The sequence below is a fragment of the Vibrio penaeicida genome, from assembly GCF_030689305.1.
In the GTDB taxonomy this organism is placed as follows: Bacteria; Pseudomonadota; Gammaproteobacteria; order Enterobacterales; family Vibrionaceae; genus Vibrio; species Vibrio penaeicida_B.
The window spans coordinates 1-17468 of record NZ_JAUYVM010000002.1 but is presented as its reverse complement, the minus strand read 5'-3'; the positions used below and the strand labels follow the sequence as shown (position 1 = coordinate 17468).

The window sequence follows — 17468 nt, the reverse complement described above, 5'->3', positions numbered from 1 at the left end:
GTGTATGTGCAGCCAAAAGAAGACCGTTCGATATGATATTGATCATGAAGGTAATCTGTTCATCAACAAAACAACACTGGTTGCTTTGGTGGTTTACGCGACGTTAGCGCTGTGGATCGTTACCCCTGATGAAAAAAATCTTACCGAACAATTGTCTCGTTCTGAATCACCAAGCGTTTCACTCGCATTTTTGAAAGAACTTCGTAGCAAAGCCCCTGACAATAGAGACATATCACGGCAGATGATCGCCACTTTAAGCGATAGCGGCGATTACGAAACAGCAAAAAACTTAGCGAAACCTTTGCTGCTCAAAACGGATGGTACGAAAGATTGGGATACCCAAGTTTTGTATCTCGATATTTTACTAAAGAGCTACCACTTAGAGAAAAGTGACCAGGAAACAAAAGCCGAAATTCGCGATTTCATCAGCAGTTCTATACCAATAAAAAGTCGGGAATACGCGCTCGCATTCGCCGATGGAGCCCAATCCATAGCGCTTCCCAGCCTGAGCTTTGAGATATTGCAACCCCATGCTAAAAGCCCTGATCATTACTTCGAACTTATCGATCTAGCACTTCAGAGTGCGGATTACCAAAGTGCCTTAGCCATACAGCGGAACATTTTTGAAGAGACTCCCTCTCTAGAGAATGCCAAACGTCTGCTTGATTTGTTCACGTCATCGGGCTCTTTCAACGAAGGGGAAACATTTGTAAAAACCTACGAAGGAGAGTTAAAACTTCGCCCTGAATACATTCGGTTAACGGTAGAGTACGCAATATCAGTGGGAAACACGCCACTTGCCATCTCCCAACTTAAAGTACTGTCAAAGCTTGCTCCTTCCCCTCCCCTGATAAGTATTACGGCTAGGCTCGCCGTTTCACAAGGGCGACTTCAAGAAAGTATTTCGTTGCTAGAAACAACCTTGGCATCCGATCCCTATCCTGAAGACATAATACAATTGCACAAACTCTATACGTGGGTAAACGACATACCCAACGCATTAAGAATGAGCTTGGCATTACTTTCGCACAACCCAAGTAATCAGCAACTTAGAAGTGGTATTCAGGAGTCTAGAGCCTTAGGCGATTTAGCCAGTGAAAGTACATTCTATCAACGCTTAGTTGAACGAAATAACCTAAAAGCTACGGAGTACTCCAATTGGTTAAACGCTTCAGAAAAAGCGAGAGGCACCATTTATACCCTGTCACGTTTGAAGCGGCTACAAGCATTCAGACCTAATGACACCGCCTTGCTCTTTCATGAAGCTCGGCTTTTGTCTTACTTAGGCCAAACCAAGCAGGTCATTGCCCTATGGCAAGATTTGATTTTACAACACACTCCAACAACGAAAGAATCTGAGTTCTTCTATACGTTTTTCATTCAGAGTTTCGAACCAAACAAAGCACTAGAAGTGCTCACCACCCCAAAAGATTGGCTTAATGCAGGCAACGAATACCTAAACAAAGTCTTATCACTTGCATGGGAAACCAACAACCGAGAATTGGCACTCCTTGCCATTAATAAGCAAATCGAATCTTCCTATCATCAGGTTGATATCTACCGCTATGTTCGCCTCAATACGCCATTAACACCAAACACGATTGACGTGCTTACATCCATTTTCCAAAAGAACCAAAATGGCGCAGCATTGTATGAAGCACTGCAAGCTGCTTGGAATATAAAAGATAAAAAAAGATTTAAAGCCATTAAAGCATTAGCGTTGAAAGAAGGCGTTTTTGATAGCAATACCAACGCTCAAATCTACTACGCCCTGTCGGAGGTAGATAAAGGCAATATCGGGCTGGCTTATGCCCATTATGACCAAGCACTGAAAATCTCTCCTCATAATCCGGCAGCCGTTAGCGGTTTGCTGTGGCTATCGCTCGAATACCAAGATCTCCCAACAGTAGAAAGTGCGTATAACAACAACAAACACCCGCTAAGTCAGTCCCCTGAAATGTGGCTAGTTTTCGCTAACTCTGCCAAAACGCTCAAGTACACCAAAGAAGCCGACTTTTGGTACACAAAACTGCTACAAACCAATGAAAGAAACAATGCTCCTGCACTCCTTAGCTACGCTGAATCGTTGGAAAACTCTGGTGAAATACGGAAAGCTTATGAGCTCAGAAAGTACGTCGCCATACAGTTGACCGACCAACTATTTCAATCAAAAAACGGCCGCGCAGCGTATCAGTCCTTAGTGGCGTATTTTGTTTCACCATCAATTGCTAAGCCAAAGGTCCAATCGGATATTTTGGCGCAAACTTCCACCAAAGACGTTGAGCAGCGGTTTCAAGTTTATATGAACAACGTAAGCCCAGATGACGCGGTATTTTGGTATCACTGGAGCAAGACTCACAATATCGTTTTGCCGGATTCTCAAGCCCTCTCGCTGGCCATACAAACCAACGACAAAGAAGAAGTCCAACGCTTGTTGAGTGAAAGCTTAAACTTGAGTATTACAGAACAGTATCAAGCGCTTCAGTTCACTGGTCAGCATTATAATGCGTGGCAGCTTGGTCAAAACGCACTTGGGGATATAGGACAACCCGCTCTTGAATATCAATTAAGAAAAATGCATGCCCCAAAGAGGCAAGACTACGCCCATGGCATCAAATCGTCGATTCTCACTAATACCCAATGGGATATGTCGACCTATTCCGTTGAATATTTTTCGCCTCATCAAAATGGAAATTGGAAAGCGAGTACCCATTATCAAATCACGGAATCGGTGGACACATTCCCTACAGCGTATGCCTCCAGAGAAAAGCGCGTCAAAGGCAATTACGCACACCTAAAAGATACACGCTCTTGGTTACTTGCCTTCGATTTAGCAGACGGCATTGGTGACAATAGAATGGGTGTCAGCGCCATATATAAGCCAAAGCTAAATAAACAATGGCAATTGTCGCTCAATGTGGGGATGGATAATGCTATTTCAGCAAGCCAACTTCTACATTTAATCGGTCAATCTAACAGAATTGGTGGAAATATTACTTACCAACCGACCGCTTATGAGTCACTCACTGCTCAGCTCAATTGGCATGACATTACTACTCGGTTTGGGGAAAACGTCGGGCATGGGTGGGATCTCAACATTCGAGCTGCAGAGCAATTGTTCTTTAATGACCCGGCATGGCAGCTTTACGCCAATTATGCGACGCAAAAAGCACACCTTTCAGATGACCCTCTGGATAAAACCAATAAATGGCTCTCTTCTCGTTTTCCTATTACCACCAGCACCCTCATTAATGAAGATTACGAACAAATTTCGCTAGGACACCGGCTTTGGCACGGAGCTCCGGGCGCTGCTGGTACATCGACACCGTCACCCAATTATTGGCTCGATATGGCAGCAAATTACAATACGAAAACACATCGCTCTGGGCTCACTGTAAGCTCTGGCATTGGCTGGAGGTTAGTAGGGAACGACGAGTTGTCTCTTACTGTGGATTGGCAAAGCCAAGATCGAAACGGGCAAGAATCCATGCAAATTTCTCTTGGTTATCAATATGGATTTTAAGGATACCTTATGAAATATCTGACCATTGCACTGACACTTTTAGGGCTTACTGCATGTGCCACTTACCACGTGCCAGACAGCGTCACTTTATACTCCAATAAAACATGGGTCATCATGCCGATGCAGAACCACTCAAACACAGTATTGGCTGCCGAGAAAGTGGAGCGAATTCTAAGAGCTCAGCTATACAAAAAAGGCGTGAATGCAGAACTTTACCCCGTCATGGAGAACAACGATTTAGCCAGCATATTGGATACTTCCATCAAACAGAATCATGCCAAAGATTGGCTCTTACAGCAGAATGCAGACTACATCATAACGGGGTCCATCGAGGAGTGGCATTACAAGAGTGGTTTGGATGGGGAGCCCGCAGTCGGCATCTCTTTAGAGATCATATCGGCAGACAAACAAACCGTGTATTGGCGCGCAACAGGGTCACGAAGTGGATGGGGAAGAGAAAGCGTCAGTCGCACAGGGCATATCGTTCTTGAAGCCTTACTTGATGGCATCGACATTGAACAACTGCCAGAGCCCACAAGCTCCAGTGACCCTGAATGAGAAAATTCTTACGTCATCTCGTCATGGGGTTTAAGCACGATACCGTTGCTTGGCTAGAAACGCTTGTTGTAGCGATAATTTCGACCTATGTTTGGACACGCTCTGGTGTGTTATTACCGAATTCCCATGACAGTTTCTTGTGGCCAATCATTGGTCCTCTTCTGATTTCTCTTCGATATGGCTTTGCTAAAGGCGTGATCTGCGCACTTGCTATGTCTGCTATGCTCGCAGCACTTTTAGAACGGTCAAATCTGATTGAATACTTCCCTAGCTATATCTCAGTTGGAATGATGTTAATCATCATGATTGCTGGAGAATTTCGCGACCAGTGGGACGATATTACACAAAAAAACTTAGCAGAGTTTGAATACATAAATCAAAGAAGGGCAAGCCTAGCGCAGAGTTATCAATTACTTAAAGTCTCTCATGACCAACTTGAACAAAGAACAGCCGGTCAAACGGTTAGCTTACGGGCAAGCGTCAGTGAGCTGCAAAAGATTGCAACACTGCACAACGAGCGCCGATTGGAATTCTTAGGAGAACCAATTCTCAACTTACTGTCAGAAATTGGAGGTATCGAAGTCGGCGGTATCTACAGTGTTGATAGCAAAGATACTGTGCACGGAAAACAGCGCGCTGGTTATGAAAAGCTGAACCCGCTACCCCACGCCGAGATCGGCACCGATCATTTGTTGGATACGAGCGACCCCATGTTCAAGGACATGATGGAGCGCAAACAACTGCTCTCCCCTGCTAAGTTAGATGAACACCACACCCACAGCTCACGCTACCAACTTTGTATTCCGATGGTCGACACACACGATGACCTGCAAGGGTGTATTGTTGCGGAAAGTGCCAAGTTCTTTATGTTGACGCCTGCTAATATTGCGCTTTTGTCTCTCGTTGCCAATCATGCTGCCGACTTGCTTTGCGACGCCATCGTCGCGCCCATTTTGCAAGAATCCGACAAAGAAGCTTTTCTTCGATACATTGACCGAGCCGAGCAAAACAGGCTTGACCAAGGTATTGACAGCACCCTTGTGTATTGTGTTGATCATGTTGGCACTCACCACGAAACACTTCAATCTATCGTCAAGTTTCGCAGGGGTGCCGATGTCTATTGGTCGTTTACAACGTCCTCAGGAAAACCAGCGCTAGCCGTATTATTACCGCTCACCAATGCCAGCCACGCAGCACAGTATGTTGGACGCTTAGAAAAGCTTCTTCAAGACGATCTAGGTGACAACCGAAATGAAGTCAGTATTTGGGGGCCTTGGGTCATAGATCGAGATGATCAAGACATCGATGTCGCCATGCGAGAACTAGGAATTGTAAATGACCATATGGCTATTTTTGCAAGCCATCGCTACTGAAGCCATGGCGGTATACCCTCTGATGCAGCCTTCGCCTGTAGCCTCGGAGTGGGTAGTCGCTTTAGGTTTACACATTTTTTCCAGCGTTAGTATGGCGTTATTTGTTTGGAAAGCGATGCCACAAAATTTGCAAGTTCATCGGACAACGACGTTCGTTTTCCTTTTCACCTTCCACCTTTTTCTGCCGATTGTTGGCTTCATAGGATCAACGATAAGTATCGTCGTGTCCCTTCATTTCCCCCACCCTCACTCCGACATTACGTGGCAAGCTTGTAAGCACCTTGATTTATCTTCCCCCGACAAAGAAAAAATTGAACCCCACTTTGGTGCGGGGGCACTACGAGAAATTCTTTTATACAACAAAGATTCAGCCAGAAGACTGCTTGCCATTCAAGCCGTACAGTATTTGCCTAAGCAGCAATCTGTTCCCCTTCTTCAATTGGCGTTAAAAGACTTAGACGACGATGTTCGGCTTTTAGCTTATGCGTCGCTAGAAACCATAGAAACCGACGTTAACCAATCAATCTCTCTATTTAAGAAGCAGTATAAACAAAGTAATAAAGCCGAAATTGCCTTTGATATTGCCCAGCAATACTGGGAACTCTGTTATTTGGGTATCGCGGATGGCGTTATTAAAAATTACTACTTAGAGCAAGCCGAGGCGTTTTTAATTTCAGCCAACAACAATCAAGAAAAAGCGCCATTCAACCTGTTGCTAGGGCGAGTATATTTAGAACAAAAGAAGACCGAGCTAGCAGAGTTCCACCTATCCAAAGCTCAAACTGGAGGGTTAAAGATGACACAAGTTGCTCCCTACCTTGCCGAAGCCGCCTACATAGCCAAAGATTACCAAAAACTTCGGCAATACTTGACTTACTTCCCATCCGGTCAAAGCTCCAAGTTAAGCCAGCTTAAGGCATTTTGGTCATGAAAAAAGACGTCGATGTTTGCCTATTATTGGAAGGGACTTACCCCTATGTAAGAGGTGGGGTATCGAGCTGGGTGCATCAAATCATTTCAGGGCTCCCTGATTTCACTTTTCACCTAATTTTTATTGGCGGGCACCCCGATTTTTATGATGAAGCTAAGTACACCTTCCCAGATAACGTAGTTGGATTTGAAGTACATTACTTGCTCAATGAGCACCCAAACACGGGAAATGCTCATACGAAGAGCGACAAAGAAGCATTCCTAATTTGGAAAACACTTCTCGATTCCTTTGAAAATCCAGACACCCCAATTTCAGGCGATTTGCTCAAACAATTTGCTCTAGCAGTAGGAAACCGAAAATTGTGCCTTAACGATTTTCTCCATAGTAAAAACTCATGGCAGATCCTGACAGAGAAATACATTAACAACGCGCCTACAGAATCTTTCGTTGATTTTTTTTGGACATTTCGAAACATCTATCAACCGCTTTTCATTCTTGCAGGCATCAGCCAGTCTTTACCGCCAGCTAAGATATACCACAGTATTTCTACTGGGTACGCAGGATTCCTAGGTAGCCTTTGCCATCAGGTAACCGGTCGACCTCTGGTCATTTCGGAGCACGGCATATACACCAAAGAACGGAAAATAGACCTTTCGCAAGCCAGTTGGATTAAAGACCGACACAGCGTTATTGATATCAGTATGCATCGAGAAATGGAGGCGGTAAGAAAGACATGGATACAATTTTTCGAGCAACTAGGGTTAACAGCCTATCACCAAGCATCTCAGGTCATTTCCTTATTCGAAGGGAACCGCCAGCGGCAGCATCGAGATGGGGCCCCCGAAACAAAAACCAAAGTGATTGTAAATGGCATAAATCTATCTCGATTCGAACAGGCTTACCAGCAAAGACCGAACACACCGCCTCATATCATTGGGCTAATTGGACGGGTTGTCCCAATCAAAGACATCAAAACCTTCATTCGAACCATTCGAATCGCGGCGGAATCGGTCCCTGATATCAAGGGGTGGATTATCGGCCCATCAGAAGAAGATGAGAACTACCTCAAGGAATGCCAGTTACTCATAGAGAGCCTTGGACTGTGCGATAAGGTTTCTTTATTGGGTAACCAAGACGTGACTGAAATGATGCCAAAGCTAGGTGCACTCATCCTAACGTCTATCAGCGAAGCACAGCCACTCGTGCTGTTAGAAGCAATGGCATCTGGCATCCCTTGTATTTCAACTGAAGTCGGAGCCTGCCGCGAAATCATTGAAGGTGCAGGCAACAGCGATGATGCCTTTGGCTCTTCAGGCGCGGTCATCCCTATGGCAAGCCCTACGGAAGGGGCAAAAGCCATTGTTGAGTTACTCAAGGATCCGAAGGTTTGGCAAGAAAAAGGGGACAATGGACGGCAACGTGTCTGTAAATACTACCAAGACAAGGACATGTTTGAGGTATATCAAGATTTATACAAGGAATCCATTCAATGGCAGGAATAGGCTTCGAAATAAAAAAGATACTGAAAAGGGATTCACTGCTTTCCATATTTGAAGCGTATGGGTTAGCGGGCATGGTCAGTTCAGGACCCTGGATTATGTCTATTCTGGCCCTGCTTACGATAGGGATTATCAGCGCTTCCGTTGTTTCTCCGGCCATTGTTATTGTGCAATTTTTAGTGATTGTGACTTATATGATGGCCTGCTCTCTCATCATAAGTGGGCTTATCCAGCTTCTCATTACCCGTTTTATCTCTGATCTTATCTACGCGAAAGAAGAACGTCATATTATTCCCAACTTATTTGGTGCGATGACCGTCGTAAGTATCCTTGGAGGAGGTATATGCAGTATTGCCCTGTTCTTATCACCTGAGCTACCTGCTCTGGTTAAGGTCACTATTTTTGTTACAACAGTTCTGCTTTGTAACCAATGGCTTGTCATCATTTTTTTAAGTGGCATGAAAGAGTATTACCGCATTTTCACGGTTATCGCTGTCAGCTATTGTTCAATGGTGCTGGCGAATTACATCATTGAGCCCAATGGTCTTTTCGGGCTTTTGTTTATTTTTTGTCTAGGGCAAGCGTTACTCACTTTCACCTTTCTTTTTTATGTTATTCGTCACTACCCACCCACCCACATTGTTGCATTTGATTTTCTAAACCCTCGCAAAGCCTTTTACTCACTGATTTTTTGCGGAGCTTTCTACTACTTAGGCGTGTGGTTAGATAAGTTCGTATTTTGGGCACGAGAGGAAACCTCACATCAAGTTATCGCCATCTTTCGAGCATCGTATATTTACGATTTGCCTATATTTATAGCCTACCTAGCCATCATGCCCGGCATGGCGGTATTTATACTCCGTATGGAAACCGACTTCGCAGCGGCTTGCTTAAAATTTTATGACGCCGTACGCGAAGGCGAAACGCTAGAAACCATCGTTCACTTGAAAAACAACATTGTCGTCGCATGTAGGCAAAGTATTTACGAAATATTCAAAGTTCAAGGCATTACGTTAGCGTTACTCATTGTATGGGCAGAAGACATTCTCAACATACTCGGTATCGACTTAGCCTATTTACACTTGCTGTATGTAGATTTAGTGGGCGTGAGTTTTCAAGTATTAGTTATGGCCATATTAAACGTGATGTTCTATTTGGATAAACGGTATTCGGCTCTGGTACTTTCATTCATCATGGCTGTACTCAACTTTTCATTTGCTCATATCAGCATTGATTATGGTCCCATATATTACGGATACGGCTTTGTCATATCGATGGTGCTCACCAGTATTGTTGGATTTTTGATGCTGAATAAGCATTTTTCAAACTTGGTGTATCACACCTTTATGTTGCAACGCGCCTAGCAAAAAGCCCTACGCTAAGGTAGGGCTTCACATCATCGTAGTTTCAGACTTAGAACGTAAAACTAAGGCTTGCTTGTCGCATTGGTTGGATCTGTTCCTGCTTGATATTCTTGCAGGTTAGTCGCACCGTCGCTGTCTGTATCCAAAGCTGCATCAAGTGCCGAAAGATCATTCAAGCCATGTTGATTTTCAAAGGCTTGAGACATGCCATCGCCGTCTAAATCCGCAATGTAATTAAATGAAGCGTTCAGACCGATGTTGTAGTAAACCGTACCGCGATTCGCGAAATCCGCATGGTACATTTCTAAACGAGCACGAATCGGCTTCTTAAAGTCATTGGTTTCTTCAAAGTTCACTTGCTGAGAGCGTTCGCATCCGTAAACACCAATTTGTTTATTGGTCGCATCATACAGTCGAATGCGGCAGTTAAGCGCCGAGCTTATATCGGAACGTGGCATGATAACAAACGACTTCAACGTATCGTATGGCGTTGCGGCATTGAAGTATGTTGTTTTGTTCACGCGGCCTTGCAGGCTAACACTGCCCGAGAAAGTACCTGGTGCGTATTTGTAGCTAGGAGAAACCACCTCAGGTGCACCCACAGATAAGGCATACGATTCGGTTGTTGCCGCAGCAGATGCATTGGCTGTAACGCGCACTAACATACGCTCTTGATTTGCTAGCCCTAAAATCAAGTGTTCTACCCCACCTTGGTATTCCACCCACGTTGGAGAATTCACGCGCAATACTTCGAGTTTCCAGCTATTTGGTGCCAATTGGTCATCAAGGAATAGCTTAATACCATCGGTACTGGTTGCTTCATACAAGTAGTAGTCGGCATCAATTCCTGTATCCATGTTAGCTGTTACGCTGTGCCATCCCTCAGAAAATGGTGTAGAGGTTTCGAACGTGTCGTTGATTTCGTGTTCATCAAAATGCTTCGTCGTGATGGATCCGAACAAAATGGCATCGTTGGTTGCTTTAGCAACAGTAATTTGCCAATAGTACTCGCCAGCTTGGTTCAAGCTGTGTAGAACTTCGCTCCCCTTTCCTGCCACAACAGATTCCGTTCCAACTTGTTTAAACTGACCATTAATATGGTGATAAAGCTTTAACGAAGCATCCGTCACATCATCCAGCTGGTTCATAATACTGGTGATCTTGGTAGGCTCAGCAACTGAAAAGTGAACACAAACGCCGCTACCAGTATTCAATGTGGCATTGTAGGAAGCATCGAGTTGAATTGTCTGACAAACAGGTTTATAGGCTGCTTCTGTTGAACCAGTCGCAAAAGCACTGGCATTAAGCTGCTGAGGAACTGGTGCTGCCTGAGCGATATCTTCAACCTGTCCGATAGGTAAGAATGAAGTTGCCAATGCTGACATGAGAACTGCATTTATCATAATTATTTCCATCTTTTATACAATTAGGCACATATGTAATAAAAATGGATAAATCACGCACTCTCTAATTCTTTAATGCTGCTTCATTGTCACAATTTAAAAATCAAATCCGACCAGTTCATCACACTAAAAATCGATCACAACCTTACTATCAAAAACCGCTTTTCAAATATGTATCAGAATATTTCACTACTAAGTGAAATATCACTATTCATCCGGACACAAATTTCCTTTCTAATCAGCTCAAGATCTTTCAAATCACAGTGGCAAAGCTTTTCAATTCGCAGTTACCTCTCGATGTTTTGTGGCTCTTAGTTCTAAGGAAAAATAAAAGCCCAAACATTTCGGTTTGGGCTTTAAGAGGTAAAAGCGAGTTTGTTGAGATTGATGTTTTAATGAGGATCGGCTTCAAACACTTTTGCGCCACTATGAATGAGCTGCCATGACGGTCTGGTGGCGGCATGCTCATGGAACAGAACCTTAAGATTAGGATCGGAATCCAAGACATTTGCTACAACAGGGAATTCCGACTCATCCGACAAAACCTCGCCAAGGCTCGAACCACACTTTTTACAAAAACATCGCTTAAAAATGAAAGGAGGCTCAGGGGCATACTCAACCACTTCATCCCTGCCAGATACCCATTCAAAACTCGCTTTTTCAACCATAAAGAACTCCGATGCACCTAATTTTCGGCATCGGCTGCAATGGCAAATACCAAGAAACTTCGGCTTCGAGTGAAGTACAAATTTAACGGTTCCACAGCAACAGCTTCCCTGAATCATATGAGCCTTCCTTTTCTGTAGGAGAACGGAAGGTTAATGGTGTCATACAACCCCGACAAAACCTGTCAGGAGAGGTGGGAGGAGTGGGATGAGCCAGCTAAAATTGATACAAAAATCTAACAGCACAGCTAATTCAAAATGTGTATTTCGTTCTTTTACCTATGGACATTTAACATGAGTTTTAACACCAGTAATTGGTATTCATCAAGAATATCTTCATATTCCATTTCGGATCGAAGTGATTCATTTAACGCAGCACGCAGCGCCTTCATATCCTCTGGTGAATAGGATTCTAGGACGTTTATATTTATGACGTCATCAATGCTCATGTCGTAGTAATCAATTCTCTCCTCTATCTGGTCTAACAAAATCTGATATCGCCGATTATGCGCGCGCCACTCGGCTTCTATCAATTTGCTTCTCATCAACTGAAGTCGAGCACGATTGGTCGCCATTTTTCCAGCTAACGAAACTTTCAAATCTAATATGGGTAACGAATCTTGTATGGGTAACGAATCTTGAGTGTCCTGCCCTCGCTCTGCTACAAAGTACCTCCCTAAAGAAACTAAGACCAATAGTGTTACTCCATAGATAAGAATAACTTTATACAGCAAAGGAAGGCTGTTACCACGATATCGACGTAATATCGGTATCCCCTTCTTTTGCTTCCGATTTTGTAACCCATTTGTTTTGTCACTCATTTTCATCGCCTCAGGTACGGAAATGTCGTGAGAACACATTCAAGGAGAAGTTTGTCTGATTGCGCAAACAAATCGGATACTGGTCGACCACTATTAATCGCTAAATCGCTCATGGCGGATTGCCGCTGTTTTGTCGAAAGACTTTGTGTGTTCAGCGTCACTAGAATGACATGAGATTTTGAATACATTTCGATCAATTGAATTTCATCATACAACCCTAAGTCAGGAACCGGGCTAAGACCAAATTTAGGCATCTTTTTAGGGGTGTGATTTAAGATAATGGCACTAGGGTTAGCACCGCAGATTATGGCTGCACTAGTGTAAAAAGACGGAGACCGAAACATTCCGTGCCCTTCGACAACAAAGAGATCCGGACACTCAGCAACGTTAGCTTTTAAGATGACGCTCTCGAGTTCTCCTGCGTAAAACTTAGGGGGAACAAATTCAAGCGCAGCACCATAGAGAGTGCCATGCGTTAACCCAACTTGACTCGTTGCAATTTTAGTAACGTTCAAGCCATACTCAGTCAGTACTTTTGCTAACGTATTAGCGGTTGAAAGGCGACTGATTGCCGAATCATCTCCCATGATGACAATACGTGGGGCGGAGACCTCTTTTATTTTATTAGTAAATCGATGAAAAGGTTCACCTGAATGCAAAAAACTCCAGTCTCTGATTTGAACATCGTATTTTTTACATGCCGTGGTAATGACCGGATCTTGATTGAGAGTATCGTATCCGCCATGAATGATATGAATACCATATTCAATAGCAGTTAATATAACCCGCCTTTCCTGTTCACTGATAACCTTGCCAGAGACATACCAACCGAATACAAGAAAATCTGGGATATTGTCCGAGTATAAGAGTGCAGTCGCTAAATCACGGCATATTGGAATGCCGTTTGCTACACCAAATAGAACCACACCACTGTCTTGCCCCGCCTTTGTGCTATCAATAACAGCAAGCACTTCAAAATGCGCACTCGCAACAATAAGCCCGTTGGCGAGATGGCAAATATCATCCCCAAAATGACCTTCGCAATATATGATCGCCGTCTGAATTCGCCCATCTTCCGGCTCTATAAAGACGGAAAAGTCGGATCTAATGAGGCAGTCATCCCCGTTGCCTTTTTCATTACCACAACCAACAACATCCTTGTCTAAGTTACACATATTGTCACCCAGAAAACTGTTCGTTTAGGGGGACATTAACCAATTACTGACAGCAGCCTTTGTCCACACTAAAACTATGGAAATTTTATGCTAGCACAGACATTTCGTGCTGCATATACACCTCCAATGCTAATAATAATCATTGTGAACAAATCCACATTTCTGACCAAAATAGCTCAAACCCGACTTGGTTACTAAGACTAAGGGATGAGAAAAGCACTTCTTCCGTCGGATTTCGTGCGGGTTGTGGTAGGCGCACAATATTCAACTTGCCCCCTATATGTATCAACGCTTAGGAAGCAAACTCTCCCTTCGATAGATACCACAATTGGCGATAAACACGAGGTTTATTATGCAACTGAAAAAGCTAATGGGAACGTTATACGGTTGGCTCATTGATGCCAGAGCCAAGATACGCTCTCTGAGATACAATTTATTATTTTGTTTTTTTTAACACAGCCCATGACAGCGGTAGGTGTCACTTGGCAAGACATAGCGAATGACGCCGTCACACCTGAAAACGTGCTGATGTATGGTATGGGACCCAAAGCGCAGCGGTACAGCCCTTTAACTGACATTCACATAGGAAACGTGAGTAAACTCACTCCGGCCTGGTCTTTTTCTTTTGGTGATGAAAAGCAACGAGGACAAGAAACACAGGCGTTAGTGTACGATGGGATCATTTACGTCACTGCTTCTTATTCGCGGATATTTGCGTTGGATGCTAAAACGGGCAAAAAGCTTTGGAGCTACGCACATCGGCTTCCCGAAGGAATACGACCTTGCTGTGACGTAGTCAATCGAGGCGCTGCTATTTTTGGAGACAACGTCTTTTTCGGTACGTTAGATGCGGGCATGGTCGCGCTAAATCGAAAGAGCGGTAAAGTGGTCTGGAAAGTCCGGTTTGAAGACTACAAAGCAGGCTACACGATGACGGGTGCGCCAGCGATTGTCAAAGACAGTAAAACAGGTCAAGTTCTTCTTATTCATGGCTCGTCAGGTGACGAATTTGGCGTTGTTGGGAAACTTTATGCGCGTGATCCGAATACCGGAAAAGAGATCTGGATGCGACCTTTTGTCGAAGGTCATATGGGCAGACTAAACGGTAAGGAAAGCACACCAACAGGTGATCCAAATGCCCCCTCTTGGCCTCGGGATAAAGACGGCAATCTCGTTGAAGCATGGCATCACGGAGGCGGCGCACCTTGGCAAAGTGCCAGCTATGACGTAGATACAAACACCATTATAATTGGAGCAGGCAACCCTGCACCTTGGAATACGTGGAAACGCACATCAGAAGGCGGTAATCCTCGAGATTACGATAACCTATACACGTCCGGTCAAGTAGGTGTCGACCCTACAACTGGCGAAGTGAAATGGTTTTATCAACATACTCCGAACGACGCATGGGACTTTTCTGGTAATAACGAATTGATTTTATTTGAATACCAAGAAGATGGAAAAACGGTCAAAGCAACAGCTCATGCAGACAGAAATGGCTTTTTCTACGTTATAAACCGTGAAGATGGCGATTTTATTCGAGCCTTTCCCTTTGTAGACAACATCACATGGGCCACCCATATCGATAACACAGGACGACCTGCGGAAGTAGAGGGGCAACGCCCACCAAAACCTGCACAAGGAGAAAGACAAGGTAAGGCTATCGAAGTCTCCCCTCCGTTTCTGGGTGGTAAGAACTGGAATCCTATGGCATACAGTCAAGATACTGGATGGTTTTATGTTCCAGGTAATCACTGGAAAGAAGACTATTGGACTGAGCATGTCACCTATAAAAAAGGCGCTGCTTATCTAGGGCAAGGATTTCGGATCAAGAGAATGTACGAAGACCATGTTGGTATATTACGGGCGATGGATCCCATCACCGGAGGAATCAAATGGGAGCATAAAGAACCGCTGCCACTTTGGGCGGGCGTGTTAGCGACCAAAGGAAATTTGATATTTACTGGCACTGGTGATGGCTACCTAAAAGCCTTTAACGCTAAAACAGGCCAGGAGCTTTGGAAGTTCCAAACGGGCTCCGGCATCATCTCTTGCCCTGTAACTTGGACACTAAACGGTAAGCAATATATCGGTGTCGCGTCTGGCTATGGGGGTGCCGTTCCCTTGTGGGGAGGTGATATGGCCGAGTTGACCAAACCAGTACCTCAAGGAGGAAGCTTTTGGGTTTTCGAAATACCGGATTGGGCTAACTGATATGTACCCGACACTAAGAAGCCAATCAAAAGTAGAGGCTAACATGCGTATTTCCTTATATTCGCTTGTTCTGTTAAGTGCACCATTTTCAATTGCCGAAGAGCTCCCATTCCCTACAATCAATGGTTGTGAAATGAAGCCTTATACTCAATGCACGGAGATGGACTTTAGCGGTCAAGATTTATCCAATTTGGAACTCACTGGTGCTGATTTTCAGCGTTCTAATTTTAGAGGTGCAAACCTAAGCCATTCCATTTTAAAAAATGCTAATTTAAAGAAAGCAGATTTTACTCAAGCAAAGCTGTTTAGAACCGACCTTCGTCACGCCAATGCAAGGGTTGCTAAGTTTGATAAGGCCAAAATGAAAGCGATAAAAGGCTGGGCGATGTTTGCTCAAGTCGCTTCTTTCAATGGTGCCGATCTTACAGGGGCAAACCTTGAATTTGCCCGTGTTTCCAAAGCGACTTTTCATGGAGCCATATTGGAAGCCGCAAATTTAGAAATGGTATGGGCGACAAAAACGGACTTTTTTAAGTCCAACATGAGGAATTCGAACCTTCAAGAAGCGAAGTTTTATGGTGCTAACTTAAAGGATGTCGATATGACAGGTTCCCGAAAGCACTATGCCATTTTTCAAGATGCGAATATGCAGGATTGTACTCATTGCCCTCATAATTGGTAATACATATAACCAGTTCTAACCTCCTCAGAACTGGTTTTTTTTAGCTTCATGAAAATATATAAAGCACTGATCTGTAAATTTATATTGTTAACACCCTACCAAAACCCTTCTTTTTAAGCTCAAAAACAACCAAAAAAAGCTCTTATAGTTAAGAATTTAAATATTAAAACCATATTTAAAACATAATTTCAATATAAAAGAAAAATAACTTCACAATCACCACAGTCACATAATCACTCTCAAAAGCCCACTTCATACACAATGAAAAATAAGTTCATAAAAATTATATGTGATTGTTTTTAAAAGAAATAAATAACTGTACCATTAAAACACGGCAATCCTCAAAACACCTAACCACTTATTTTATAAGGTTTTATTTAAATACTAAATAGTATGTTTTCTAAGCGCCTTTTTGACACATTTATAATTAAAATGTTAGCATATTTACAATAATTACAATTTAGCACACTTTTTTACACACATTCCGGAGAGGAGAATAAATCATCGATTCGAAATTAGTTATTAAAACTTCAAACACTCGTTTATATTTTACTTATTTTTCACCTGTAGATTATGTAACTCCTAATTGACTGACTTCTTATTCAATTAACGTGAATAATTAATTTCCATTACTCATATAACAGTCAAAAATAGATTTACGAGGAATTTTTATAGGCATGTTTAAACTATTCATACCCTTAACAATGATCATCCTAGTCGGTTGTAATGCAGACTCTGAGACGAATACCGTTCCTGCAAAAAACGCTATTACATTGGATCAAAGTACTAACTCAACACAACCAAAAGAAACTGTAACTGTTCTGCCGGAGGTAAATACAACGACCGTTATTGAAGGTGGCGAAACGTCCAACAGCAATGATAAAAACACCATAAAGAATCAAAAGACTTTCATCTCTGATAATTCGAGCACTTCTAACGAAAGTGAATCTGAGTCCACCAATGAAGTAGACGAGCCAGACGTCGATCATTCAACTGACAACACCAATACGGACAGTGATTCTGACACTCACTCCAGCACCTCTAACGAAAGCGAATCTGACTCCACTAGTGAAGTAGACGAACCAGACGTCGATTACTCAACTGACAGTACCAACACCGATCAGGAACCCACAACCACAGATAACACTGAACAAGCGACAACCGAATCTACCGAGTCGACCAACGCAGCGACCACGTCAGAATCAACCGACTCTGAAACGACTACTGAGCAAGCAACGACTGAGTCTGAGTCAAACTCTG

Annotated in this window: 12 protein-coding genes and 1 pseudogene; 9 read left to right on the top strand and 4 right to left on the bottom strand. The window is 43.4% G+C overall.

From position 1 onward, the window contains the following. Positions 1 to 4: 4 nt before the first annotated feature. Genes Q8W40_RS03280 through pelG form a run of 6 tightly spaced genes read left to right on the top strand, consistent with a single transcriptional unit; the run spans position 5 to position 9248 of the window. Positions 5 to 3523 carry a tetratricopeptide repeat protein gene (locus Q8W40_RS03280; RefSeq protein WP_305395868.1) on the top strand — a complete coding sequence of 1173 codons (3519 nt, stop codon included), beginning with the start codon at positions 5 to 7 and terminating at the stop codon, positions 3521 to 3523. A 9-nt stretch (positions 3524 to 3532) separates the two neighbouring features. Next, complete coding sequence (locus tag Q8W40_RS03275) at positions 3533 to 4081, top strand: hypothetical protein (protein ID WP_126607959.1); 549 nt, start codon at positions 3533 to 3535, stop codon at positions 4079 to 4081. Next, positions 4078 to 5454: a PelD GGDEF domain-containing protein gene (locus tag Q8W40_RS03270; protein WP_305395867.1), complete on the top strand. Its 1377-nt coding sequence runs from the start codon at positions 4078 to 4080 to the stop codon at positions 5452 to 5454. Before Q8W40_RS03275 ends, Q8W40_RS03270 begins: the two co-directional genes overlap by 4 nt. Beyond that, positions 5417 to 6385, top strand: a complete 969-nt coding sequence (locus tag Q8W40_RS03265) for a HEAT repeat domain-containing protein (RefSeq protein ID WP_305395866.1) — start codon at positions 5417 to 5419, stop codon at positions 6383 to 6385. Before Q8W40_RS03270 ends, Q8W40_RS03265 begins: the two co-directional genes overlap by 38 nt. Then, positions 6382 to 7887 (top strand): GT4 family glycosyltransferase PelF, encoded by a 1506-nt coding sequence (gene pelF, locus Q8W40_RS03260; RefSeq protein WP_305395864.1) that lies wholly within the window; start codon positions 6382 to 6384, stop codon positions 7885 to 7887. The genes Q8W40_RS03265 and pelF overlap by 4 nt, the downstream gene beginning before the upstream one ends. After that, the gene (gene pelG / locus Q8W40_RS03255) at positions 7875 to 9248 is read left to right on the top strand and encodes an exopolysaccharide Pel transporter PelG (protein WP_305395863.1); all 1374 of its coding nucleotides are present in this window, start codon (positions 7875 to 7877) and stop codon (positions 9246 to 9248) included. The genes pelF and pelG overlap by 13 nt, the downstream gene beginning before the upstream one ends. 62 nt (positions 9249 to 9310) lie before the next feature. Here pelG and Q8W40_RS03250 read toward each other — a convergent pair whose 3' ends face one another. The 4 genes from Q8W40_RS03250 to Q8W40_RS03235 all read right to left on the bottom strand — a co-directional run bounded on the left by Q8W40_RS03250 (position 9311) and on the right by Q8W40_RS03235 (position 13312). Then, positions 9311 to 10651 (bottom strand): thrombospondin type 3 repeat-containing protein, encoded by a 1341-nt coding sequence (locus Q8W40_RS03250; RefSeq protein ID WP_305395862.1) that lies wholly within the window; start codon positions 10649 to 10651, stop codon positions 9311 to 9313. A gap of 392 nt (positions 10652 to 11043) precedes the next feature. Then, positions 11044 to 11436, bottom strand: coding sequence for a GFA family protein (locus tag Q8W40_RS03245; RefSeq protein WP_305395861.1), 393 nt, complete (start codon positions 11434 to 11436; stop codon positions 11044 to 11046). A gap of 155 nt (positions 11437 to 11591) precedes the next feature. Continuing rightward, positions 11592 to 12137, bottom strand: coding sequence for a hypothetical protein (locus Q8W40_RS03240; RefSeq protein WP_101115165.1), 546 nt, complete (start codon positions 12135 to 12137; stop codon positions 11592 to 11594). Between the two features lie 2 nt (positions 12138 to 12139). Beyond that, the gene (locus tag Q8W40_RS03235; protein ID WP_305395860.1) at positions 12140 to 13312 is read right to left on the bottom strand and encodes a DUF1611 domain-containing protein; all 1173 of its coding nucleotides are present in this window, start codon (positions 13310 to 13312) and stop codon (positions 12140 to 12142) included. Positions 13313 to 13738: 426 nt separating this feature from the next. On the opposite strand from Q8W40_RS03235, the gene Q8W40_RS03230 reads away from it, so the two are divergent. From Q8W40_RS03230 to Q8W40_RS03220, 3 genes and pseudogenes are all read left to right on the top strand, one after another. Next, the gene (locus Q8W40_RS03230) at positions 13739 to 15526 is read left to right on the top strand and encodes a methanol/ethanol family PQQ-dependent dehydrogenase (protein WP_370693362.1); all 1788 of its coding nucleotides are present in this window, start codon (positions 13739 to 13741) and stop codon (positions 15524 to 15526) included. 43 nt (positions 15527 to 15569) lie between these two features. Continuing rightward, positions 15570 to 16208 (top strand): pentapeptide repeat-containing protein, encoded by a 639-nt coding sequence (locus Q8W40_RS03225; RefSeq protein WP_101115232.1) that lies wholly within the window; start codon positions 15570 to 15572, stop codon positions 16206 to 16208. Between the two features lie 677 nt (positions 16209 to 16885). Beyond that, positions 16886 to 17468 (top strand): annotated as a pseudogene (locus Q8W40_RS03220) (hypothetical protein); the annotation flags it as partial.